The following is a 10,087-nucleotide window of genomic DNA, read 5'->3' on the forward strand; positions in this document are numbered from 1 at the left end:
GCAACCGCAAGACGAGTTCAACCAGTTGCGTCAGTTCCACCAGTTCGACAGTCCACGCAGCACGGAACCTCAGCGTCGACGCAGACGCAGCGCCAGGGCGGCGCCGCCGGTGAGCACCAGCACCGCGGCGGCGCCGCCCGCCACCACCGGCGCGGACGGGCCCGAGCCGGCGGCGGCGGTGGAGGCGACGGGAACGCTGTCGGAATCCGACGGCGTCACCGCCGCCTTCGCCGTCGTCCCGGCCGGGTCCGCCTGCGCGCGGCGCCCGTCCGCGGACGGCGTCGGCGTGCCGCTCGCGGCTGCCCGCTGCCCCGTCGCGGAGGGTGACGCGCCGTCGGCGGCCGTCCCCGCCGACCGGAACACCACGTCCGAGCACGAGTAGTACGTGTCCGTCGTGCTGCTGTTCTGCCAGATCGTGTACAGCACATGGCGTCCCGTCCGGTCGGACGGCAGCGTCGCGCCGATGTGGTACGCCCCGTTCGTCAGGGCCGGGTCCGTCACCTCGGCGAACGGCTTCTCGGGCAGGTCCGACCAGGTCAGCGGCTTGGCCGGGTCGTATCCCGGCCTGGTGAGGTACAGCTTGAAGGTGCCGGTGTGCGGAATCGTGGAGGCGTACGTCATCGTCAGCCTCCCGCCGGGCGTCAGGTTCGTCGCCGGCCAGTCGGAGCGGGCCAGGTCGAGGCCCTTGTAGGCGGCCAGGCCGCCGCTGCACAGCTGCCCGTCGGGGATGACCTGCCGGTCCCGGCCGCCGACGTCCGCCACACGCAGGTTGTCCCAGAGGGTGAAGGGGGCGCCGTTCGCGGTGACGGCGGCCCGGCAGGCCGCCGAGCGGGAAGCGGCGCCGCCGTCGGGGGAGCAGGCGTACGCCCGGCTGACCGGATCGGTCGGTGCGCCGTGCGCCCGCGCCGGTCCGGCCGCCCACAGGGGCAGGGCGAAAGGGATCAGGAGGGCGGCTGCCAGGGCGGTGCGGTGGGTGGTCATCCGGGGCATCCGGAACGTCTCCTCGGCGGCGCGGGAACGGGCTGCTCCCGTCAAGTACGGGAGACCCGCCGGGCGCGTTCAACCTCCCGATCCGGACGGAATGGGTCATGTCGCCAACTGGCGTATGGCTCAGGAACAGTTGACGGGCGCCCCGGGAGGCGCGGGAGCGGTCGTACGCAGCGGTGGATCACCCGCGTCTCATTGAAAACCAACCGGTCGGCTCGTATTGTTGCGTTTCACGGACGTCGGAAACCGGCCGTCCGGCCTGTCATGTCATTCGGGGAGCCGAGGGAGAGACATGCCCCAGCTGCGGCAGCACGCCGGCGCCCCGACCCCGGCGAGCCTCTCGAAACCCAGGCAACTGAACCTTCCAGAAGGCGAGTTGACGGCGACGGTGCCGTGTCGGCTGGTGCATCGCGTCGCCGTCGCGGAGACCCTGCTCACCGGCTGGCGGCGCACCGGCGCCGACCGGTTCGTCCTGTCCGCCCAGTGGCCCCGGGCCCACCCGGTGTACGTCTCCCCCGACCGGACCGCGTACGAACCGCTGCTCGTGGCCGAGACCGTCCGCCAGTGCGGCGCATTGCTCGCCCACGCCGAGTACGGCGTCCCGCTGGACGACCGCTTCGTGCTGCACGACCTGAGGGTCGCCGTCCTCCGGCCCGGACGCCTGACCGTCGGGGCCGCACCCGCCGCACCCGCCGTCGCCGTCGCCGTCACCCCGAGCCGTCACCGCGGCGGCCGTCCCGCCGCGCTCACCTGCGACGCGGAGGTGCGGCTGGGTGACGAACGCGTCGCGACCGCGCGGCTGGACGTCAGCTGGACCCGCGAGTCCGTCTATCGCAGGCTGCGCGGCGGCCGCACCCCCGGCGCCGTGCCCGCGGCGCCCCTTCCGCCCGCCCTGCCGCCGGACACGGTGGGCCGCGGCCTGGCGGCGGACGTCGTGCTCGCCCCGCCCGGCCCCGCCGGGCGACTGCGGCTCCGCGTAGATACCGCCCACCCTGTTTTTTTCGACCACCCACTTGATCACGTACCCGGCATGCTGCTCCTGGAGGCCGCCGGCCAGGCCGTGCGGGCGCGCACCGCGGGCCGCCGCGCGCCCGTGTCGTTCCACGCGCTGTTCCGTCGCTACGCTGAACTGGACCGTCCCGTATGGGTGGAGGTGCGTGACGACGACCGGACGGTCCTTCAGGTCCGTGCGGTGCAGGGGGAATCGGTGGTCTTCGAGTGCGCCGTCGAAGTCGCCGAACCGTGAGATATCGTGTACGGCGAGTAAGAAACAAACGGCACGACCCGTTCTTTCCCGTCCAGGAGTGTTCAGTTCCGTCCCAGGAGTGTTCAGTCGATGGCGAGGCAGTTACGCGCCGAGCAGACCCGCGCGACGATCATCACGGCCGCCGCCGACCTGTTCGACCGTCACGGTTACGAATCGACCAGTCTCAGCGACATCGTCGAGCACGCCCAAGTCACCAAGGGCGCGCTGTACTTCCACTTCGCGGCGAAGGAGGACCTGGCCGACGCCATCATGGAACTGCAGTCCAGGGCCTGGCGTGAGGTGGTCGCCGAGACGGACGGCCGTGGACACTCCTCGCTCGAGGCGCTGATCCGCATCACCTTCGGCATCGCGCGCCTGTCCGTCGAGGACCCGGTCCCGCGGGCCGGCCTCCGGCTCGCCGCCGGGCAGGTCGAGGTGCGCCCTCCGCTGACCCATCCCTTCACCGAGTGGCGGGAGGTCGCCATCCGCAAGCTCAACGGCGCCGCCAGGGAGGGCGACGTCCACCAGGACATCGACGTCGAGGCCGCCGCCCACGCGCTCGTCAGCTGGTTCGTCGGGGCACGCGTCGTGGGCCGGTCCCTCGAACCCGTCGCCCGTCAGCCGCGGCGGGTGGCCGAGATGTGGCACGTGATGATCCGCGGACTGGTACCGGTCCCGCGGCGGCCCCGCTACCTCACCCTCGCCACCCGGCTGGAGCGGGAGATCAGGACGCTGTGAACCGCGCGATACGGTGAGCCGCATGCCCGACACCCCGTCCGCGCCCGTGATCCTCGGCGACGAGCCGGGCTCGTTCCCGCACAGCGTGCTCGCCGAACGGCACCCCGCGATCATCCGGCAGGTACGGGATTCCTTCCCGTACGGCCCCGCGCAACTCCGCGCGCTCGACGCGCTCCTCGCGAGCTGCGCCGAGGGCGTGCTCGAACCACTCCCCGCCGGCGCCCACGACCGGGACCGGTGGACGGCCTGGGGCGCGGACGAGTACACCGGCCGGTCCTGGTTCAAGATCCCCTGGCTCTGGTCGGAGAGCTACTTCTACCGCCGACTGCTCGAATCCGTGGGCTACTTCGCACCCGGCCCCTGGCAGGGCGTCGATCCCTTCGGGCCGCTGAAGCGGGCCGAGCTCGACTCCCCGCGGACCGACGAGGAACTGGCCGCCCTGGACGACCTGGCCGGCCGGTCCGCCGAGGAGCAGGAGGCGGCACTGCTGCACGGTTCCCTCTGGGGCAACCGCGCCGACCTCGGTTTCCGCCTCTCCGGGCACGACGGGACCGCGGAGCCCGCGCCCGGTCTGGTCGCCGACGACAGCGAGCTGCTGTGGCCGCTGCTGCGGGGCACGCTGTGCCTGATCGCGGACAACGCCGGCCGGGAACTCGTCCCCGACCTGCTCCTGATCGCCCACCTCCTGCGGCAGGGGCGCATCTTGCGGGCCGTCCTGCACGTCAAGCCGTACCCGTACTACGTCTCCGACGCCACGGCCGCCGACGTGGTGGACGCCCTGCGCCGGCTGACCGCGGCGCCTGGCCGGGCCGCCGCCTACGGGCGCACCCTGTGGTCGGCGATGGGGGACGGCCGCCTCACGGTCCGCGCGCACCCCTTCTCCGCCGCGCCCCTGCCCTTCGCCGAGATGCCCGCCGACCTGCGCGCGGAACTCGCCGGCGCCGCCCTCACCGTCGTCAAGGGCGACCTCAACTACCGCCGCCTGGTGGGCGACCGCCGGTGGCCGCCGACCACGCCCTTCCGCGACGTCACCGTCGGCTTCCCGGGCCCGGTGGCCGCCCTGCGCACCCTGAAGTCGGACGTGATCACCGGCCTCGACGCCGCCACGGAGACCGCGCTGGTGTCGGCCGAGGGACAACGCTGGCGCACCGGCGGCACACACGCGCTGATCCAGGTGAGGGCCTGACACCGGTTCACGCGATGGGGTGGTCGTCCCCCCGCCCGCGGATGCCGCCGGAGAGCCACGGGTAGAGCCCCGGCCATGACGCAGCAGCCCTTCGAACTCCCGCACTTCTACATGCCGTACCCCGCGCGGCTGAACCCGCACGTCGACGAGGCCCGCGCCCACTCGACCGCGTGGGCGCGCGAGATGGGCATGCTGGAGGGTTCCGGGATCTGGGAGCAGTCCGACCTCGACGCCCACGACTACGGCCTGCTCTGCGCCTGCACCCACCCCGACTGCGACGGCCCCGCCCTGTCCCTGATCACCGACTGGTACGTGTGGGTCTTCTTCTTCGACGACCACTTCCTCGAGACCTTCAAGCGCACCCAGGACCGCGCCGGCGGCAAGGCCTACCTGGACCGCCTGCCGCTGTTCATGCCGCCGGCCCTGTCGGCCCCGGTCCCGGAACCGCTGAACCCGGTCGAGGCGGGCCTCGCCGACCTGTGGGCCCGTACCGTCCCGGCGATGTCCGCGGACTGGCGCCGGCGCTTCGCCCTGGCCACCGAGCACCTGCTCAACGAGTCGCTGTGGGAGCTGTCCAACATCAACGAGGGGCGGATCGCCAACCCCGTCGAGTACATCGAGATGCGCCGCAAGGTCGGCGGCGCCCCCTGGTCGGCGGGGCTCGTGGAGTACGCGACCGCCGAGGTGCCCGCGTCGGCGGCCGGCACCCGGCCGCTGCGGGTGCTGATGGAGACGTTCGCCGACGCCGTGCACCTGCGCAACGACCTGTTCTCCTACCAGCGGGAGGTCGAGGACGAGGGCGAGAACAGCAACGGCGTGCTCGTCCTGGAGACCTTCTTCGGCTGCACCACCCAGCAGGCCGCCGACCTCGTCAACGACATCCTCACCTCCCGCATGCAGCAGTTCGAGCACACGGCGCTGACCGAGGTGCCCGCGCTGGCCCTGGACCGGGGCCTGACCCCGGACGAGGTCGCCGCCGTCGCCGCGTACACGCGCGGACTCCAGGACTGGCAGTCCGGCGGCCACGAATGGCACCTGCGCTCCAGCCGCTACATGAACGCGGGCGCGCGTGCCGCCCGCCCGTGGCAGACCCCCACCGGGCCCGGCACCTCCGCCGCCGACGTCCGCGGCCTGCTCGCGGCGGCCGGTGCCGACCGGCTGCGCGCCTGGACGTACGTGCCGTACCAGAAGGTCGGCCCGTCGCTGCTGCCCGACTTCCCGATGCCCTTCCAGGTCGAGCTCAGCCCGCACCTGGCCGCCGCCCGCCCCCGCCTCACGCAGTGGACGCGACGCATGGGCATCCTCCAGGAAGGCGTCTGGGACGAGGACAAGCTCGCCGCTTACGACCTGGCGCTCTGCTCGGCCGGACTCGACCCGGACGCCACACCGCAGGCCCTCGACCTCAGCGCGCAGTGGCTCGCCTGGGGGACCTACGGCGACGACTACTACCCCCTCGTCTTCGGCCACCGCCGCGACCTGGCCGCCGCCCGGCTGACGACCCGGCGCCTGTCGGCGTGCATGCCCGTCGACGGCGAGCCGGCCGTCGTCCCCGTCAACGCCATGGAACGCGGCCTCCTCGACCTGTGGCCCCGCACCACGGCCGGGATGGGCCCGGACGCGCGGCGCTCCCTGAAGGACGCCATCGACACGATGACCGAGAGCTGGGTGTGGGAGCTGTCCAACCAGCTCCAGAACCGCATCCCCGACCCCGTCGACTACCTGGAGATGCGCCGCGCCACCTTCGGCGCCGACCTGACCCTCGGCCTGTGCCGGGCCGGGCACGGGCCCGCGGTGGCGCCGGAGGTCTACCGCAGCGGGCCGGTGCGCTCGCTGGAGAACGCCGCCGTCGACTACGCGTGCCTGCTCAACGACGTCTTCTCGTACCAGAAGGAGATCGAGTACGAGGGCGAGATCCACAACGCGATTCTCGTCGTGCAGAACTTCTTCGGCATCGACTACCCCACCGCGCTCGGCGTCGTGCACGACCTGATGGCCCGGCGGATGCAGCAGTTCCAGCACGTCGTCGAGCACGAACTGCCGGTCGTCTACGACGACTTCGCGCTGTCGAAGGAGGGGCGCGACGCCATGGAGGGTTATGTGGCCGATCTGCGGAACTGGATGGCGGGCATCCTCAACTGGCACCGCTCCGTGGACCGTTACAAGCCCGACTTCCTGGCCCGCCGGGCCCACGCCTTCCTGCCGGACCGCCCGCCCGCGCTGCCCGTCGGCCGACGCCACCAACCGGCCCCCGGCCGTCCGCCCGGCGACCCGCTCCGGCTGTCCGACGCGGCCCGCTGACCACGCACGGCGCCGGAAGGAACCCCGGGCACACCCTGCCACCCGGCACACCCCGGGGCGCCACCCGACACACCCCGGGGCGCCGCCCGACACACCCCGGGGTTCCGCCCGGGCGCCTCGGACGGCGCCCCGGCAACCACCGACGCCCCCGCCTGGGCGCGCCGCACGTGCCGGACGCAGGCCGTGAACGGCCGCCGCCGCTGCCGCCTCTCGACGCGCCCCGGGGTTCCGCCCGGGCGCCCCGGACGGCGCCCTGGCGAACCCACCGATGCCCGCGACTGGGCGCGCCGAACGTGCCGGACGCAGGCCGTGAACGGCCGCCGCCGCTGCCGTCCCTCGACGCGTCACGGGGGCGCCGACGTCCGTACCCTCACCGCGTCGGCGCCCCTGCCGACGCCAGCGCGGCGCCGCCGTCGGCCCCCGCACGCCAGCGCGGCGCCGCCGTCGGCCCCCGCACGCCACCGCCCGCCGCGACCTGCCCCTGCCTGCCCCGATCCGCGGCCACGGGCGTCCCCCGCGCGGCCGTGATCCCGCTCCCGCTCCCGTCCCGGGCCGTGGCGGATGCGGTGGCCGTGACGATGCGTACGGGACCGTCTTCCCGGTTCCGCCCCCTGGTCAGTCTCACTCGTTCGTGGCTCGTCGGCCGCCGGTCCGCCGGGTAGGGCACCGGCGGACCGATCCGCGTCAGCCGGAGGCGTTTGATGGAACAGACCGCGTTGCGTCCCAAGCCGCTGCCCGGCCGGCCGCCCGGCGACGGCTCGGCGACCGTGCCACCCCCCGCCCGGCGTCCGCACACCGCACGGCGGCGGCTCCGACGGCTCAGGGCCGTGCTGTCCGGACTGATCGCCGGCACGGTGCTGCTGCTGTCCGGGGTCGGCCTCGGCACCCTCGGCGCCACGGCGATCGGCATGGACGGACTCCTCCGCCCGGGACGCCACGCGGCACCGGCGGCCCGGCCCCCCGCCCGTCCAGAGCCGCCCGCCCCGCCGGCCTCCTCCGCACCGGCCCCGGCACCCGTCGCTGCGGCCGCGACCCTCGGCGTGGAAGCCGTGGACGCGGCGGAAGCCGCGAACCCGACGGACGCCACAGACGCCACACGGGCCGCAGCGGCCACGGACGACGAGAAGACGACCGGCGCGCTGCTGGTCGCCGTCCACGTGCCCGGCCCGGCAGCCTCGGCGGGCCTGGTCCGGGGCGACGTGCTCCTCGGGTTCGGCCGTACGCCCGTCGGCTCGGCCGCCGACCTCGCCCACGCCGTCGCCCGGACCCGCCCCGGCTCCCGGGTCACGCTGACGGTGCGCCACCGCAACGGCGTCCACCAGCGGCTGACGGTCGTGCCCGGCGTCGTCACCTGACCCGCCCCGGGACCGGAAACGCGCGCGAAACCGGGGAACCGGCTCGCGTCGTTCCCCGCGTACGGGCAGGATGCTGAGCGTGGCACAGTGATCCCGTCACCCGCTCGAGGAGGCCCGGATGACCGGCAGCACGACCTCGCCCTTCACCGCCGACGACTACCGGGCCCGTATGGAGCGCGCGGCGGCCGCGGCCGCCGACGCCGGTCTCGCCGGGCTCCTGGTGGCGCCGGGGCCGGACATGGTGTGGCTCACCGGATACGCGCCCCCCGCGGTCACCGAACGGCTCACCCTGCTCGTCCTGGCCCCCGGACGCACCCCCGTCCTGGTCGTGCCCACCCTGGAGGCCCCGGACGCCGCCAAGGCCCCCGGCGCGTCCGCCATGAGCCTGCGCGACTGGACCGACGGCAAGGACCCGTACGCGGCCACCGCCGTCCTCCTCGACGTCGACGGGACCTTCGGCATCAGCGACAACGCCTGGGCGATGCACCTGCTCGCCTTGCAGAAGGCGCTGCCCGGCACGTCCTACGCATCCCTCACCGAAGCCCTGCCGATGCTGCGCGCGGTCAAGGACGCCGCGGAACTGCGGCTGCTGGCCGCCGCCGGCGCGGCCGCGGACCGGACGTTCGAGGAGATCCGCGAGGTTGCCTTCGGCGGCCGCCGGGAGTCGGAGGTCGCCGCCGACCTCGCCGGCCTGCTGCGGCAGTACGGCCACGAGCAGGTCGACTTCACCATCGTCGCCTCCGGTCCGAACGGCGCCGACCCCCACCACGAGGCGGGCGACCGCGTCATCCAGCGCGGCGACATGGTCGTCCTCGACTTCGGTGGCCTCAAGGACGGCTACGGCTCCGACACCTCCCGCACCGTGCACGTCGGCGAACCCACCGAAGAGGAGCGCCGGGTGCACGACATCGTGCGCGAGGCGCAGGAGGCGGGCTTCCGCGCGGTCCGCCCCGGCGTGGCCTGCCAGGACGTCGACCGGGCCGCCCGCGCGGTCATCGCCGACGCCGGATACGGCGAGTACTTCATCCACCGCACCGGCCACGGCATCGGCGTCACCACGCACGAGCCGCCGTACATGATCGAGGGTGAGCGGCAGCCCCTGGTGCCCGGCATGTGCTTCTCCGTGGAGCCCGGCGTCTACCTGCCCGGCCGGTTCGGCGTGCGCATCGAGGACATCGTCACGGTCACCGAGGACGGCGGCCGACGGCTGAACACCACCGACCGGGAGATGGTCATAGTGGAGTGAACCACTCCGAAAGACCCGGCACATCCCCGAGGACGACGGCGCGACCATGACCCAGGCACCGACACCCACCGCGGACACCGTCCGCCGGCTGGTCCGCACCCTGCTCAAGGAGGGCGCGGACGGCGCCGGCACCGCAGGACCCGAGGTGCGGCCCGTCACCGAGGGCGGCGGGCACTCGACCTGGTGGGTCGGCGGCAGGCACGTGCTGCGCCTCGCCCTCGACCGTGAGGCCGCCGTCCGGCAGCGCCGCGAGCTGCGGCTGCGCGAGCTGGTCCGGCCCCACCTGCCGGTCACGGTGCCGACCAGCGTGGCGCGCGGCGAGTGGGCGCCCGGGCTGACGTACACGCTCGACGCGAAGCTGCCCGGCGGTACGGCGGAGGAGCACGACGTGTCGGCCGTCGGCGAGGCCGACCTCGCCGGGCTGCTCGGCGGGCTGCGCGAGGTGCCGGTCCGGCAGGCCGAGACGCTCGGCGTGCCGCGCACCGCACCGCGCTCCCTGGAGGCGCTGCGCCGGATGGCCGTGCAAGCGGCCGAACGACTGCGCGCCGCCGACGAGTTCGACTCCGACCGGATGATCCAGCTGACCGGTCCGGCCGCGGCGCAGCTCGCCGCCCAGCCCGGCACGGCGGTCCTCGTCCACCACGACCTCAGGGGCGAGCACCTGGTGACCACCGCCGACGGCCGGGTGCGCGGAGTCCTCGACTGGTCCGACGCGGCCGTCGGCGACCCCGCCGAGGACATCGCCGGCCTCGCCCTCGCCGTCGGCTCCCCGGCGGCCGTGCGCGCCGCCACCCTGGCCGGCTACGGCGCCCGGCCCTGTCTGCGCGGCCTGTGGCTGGCCCGCTGTGACACGGTGATCCGGCTGGCCGCACGCCTCGGCGGCCAGGACGTGGGCCCGCTGCCGCTGCTGCGGACCCAGCTGCGGCGGGCCTGGGAGGCCATCCTCCTGGAACGGGTGACGGAGCTGCGCGAGGACGGCTCGGACGACGGGTTCTGAGAGTTCCGTCCGGCCTCGCGCCAAGAGAGTCCCG

At 74.3% G+C, this 10,087-nt stretch carries 8 protein-coding genes; 7 read left to right on the plus strand and 1 reads right to left on the minus strand.

Annotated features, from left to right (window positions below; genetic code table 11):
• Nucleotides 1-69 precede the first annotated feature (69 nt).
• Entirely contained in the window at nt 70-990 is a 921-nt protein-coding gene (locus ACZ5GT_RS15225) for a lytic polysaccharide monooxygenase auxiliary activity family 9 protein (protein WP_469021949.1), read from the minus strand.
• 289 nt (nt 991-1,279) lie between these two features.
• Here ACZ5GT_RS15225 and ACZ5GT_RS15230 point away from each other — a divergent pair, with 289 nt between their 5' ends.
• The 7 genes from ACZ5GT_RS15230 (at nt 1,280) to ACZ5GT_RS15260 (ending at nt 10,053) form a co-directional block, all read left to right on the plus strand.
• On the plus strand, nt 1,280-2,233 hold the full coding sequence (locus ACZ5GT_RS15230; RefSeq protein ID WP_469021952.1) for a ScbA/BarX family gamma-butyrolactone biosynthesis protein: 954 nt from the start codon (nt 1,280-1,282) through the stop codon (nt 2,231-2,233).
• A 90-nt stretch (nt 2,234-2,323) separates the two neighbouring features.
• On the plus strand, nt 2,324-2,971 hold the full coding sequence (locus tag ACZ5GT_RS15235) for a ScbR family autoregulator-binding transcription factor (protein WP_469021955.1): 648 nt from the start codon (nt 2,324-2,326) through the stop codon (nt 2,969-2,971).
• 22 nt (nt 2,972-2,993) lie between these two features.
• Nucleotides 2,994-4,157 (plus strand): damage-control phosphatase ARMT1 family protein, encoded by a 1,164-nt coding sequence (locus ACZ5GT_RS15240; protein WP_469021958.1) that lies wholly within the window; start codon nt 2,994-2,996, stop codon nt 4,155-4,157.
• Between the two features lie 75 nt (nt 4,158-4,232).
• A complete protein-coding gene (cyc2, locus tag ACZ5GT_RS15245; RefSeq protein ID WP_469021963.1) occupies nt 4,233-6,455 on the plus strand; it encodes a germacradienol/geosmin synthase Cyc2 in 2,223 nt (740 codons plus the stop codon).
• A gap of 701 nt (nt 6,456-7,156) precedes the next feature.
• Nucleotides 7,157-7,810, plus strand: a complete 654-nt coding sequence (locus ACZ5GT_RS15250; RefSeq protein ID WP_469021971.1) for a PDZ domain-containing protein — start codon at nt 7,157-7,159, stop codon at nt 7,808-7,810.
• Between the two features lie 118 nt (nt 7,811-7,928).
• Nucleotides 7,929-9,056, plus strand: coding sequence for a M24 family metallopeptidase (locus tag ACZ5GT_RS15255; RefSeq protein WP_469021976.1), 1,128 nt, complete (start codon nt 7,929-7,931; stop codon nt 9,054-9,056).
• 46 nt (nt 9,057-9,102) lie between these two features.
• Nucleotides 9,103-10,053 carry a phosphotransferase family protein gene (locus ACZ5GT_RS15260; protein WP_469021981.1) on the plus strand — a complete coding sequence of 317 codons (951 nt, stop codon included), beginning with the start codon at nt 9,103-9,105 and terminating at the stop codon, nt 10,051-10,053.
• Nucleotides 10,054-10,087: the final 34 nt, after the last annotated feature.

The organism is Streptomyces sp. NPDC031340 (genome assembly GCF_055569945.1).

Coding starts and splice junctions, on each gene's coding strand:
- ACZ5GT_RS15260 (WP_469021981.1), top strand. CDS start 9,103: ATGACCCAGGCACCGACACCCACCGCGGACACCGTCCGCCGGCTGGTC.
- ACZ5GT_RS15230 (WP_469021952.1), top strand. CDS start 1,280: ATGCCCCAGCTGCGGCAGCACGCCGGCGCCCCGACCCCGGCGAGCCTC.
- cyc2 (WP_469021963.1), top strand. CDS start 4,233: ATGACGCAGCAGCCCTTCGAACTCCCGCACTTCTACATGCCGTACCCC.
- ACZ5GT_RS15255 (WP_469021976.1), top strand. CDS start 7,929: ATGACCGGCAGCACGACCTCGCCCTTCACCGCCGACGACTACCGGGCC.
- ACZ5GT_RS15235 (WP_469021955.1), top strand. CDS start 2,324: ATGGCGAGGCAGTTACGCGCCGAGCAGACCCGCGCGACGATCATCACG.
- ACZ5GT_RS15225 (WP_469021949.1), bottom strand. CDS start 990: ATGCCCCGGATGACCACCCACCGCACCGCCCTGGCAGCCGCCCTCCTG.
- ACZ5GT_RS15240 (WP_469021958.1), top strand. CDS start 2,994: ATGCCCGACACCCCGTCCGCGCCCGTGATCCTCGGCGACGAGCCGGGC.
- ACZ5GT_RS15250 (WP_469021971.1), top strand. CDS start 7,157: ATGGAACAGACCGCGTTGCGTCCCAAGCCGCTGCCCGGCCGGCCGCCC.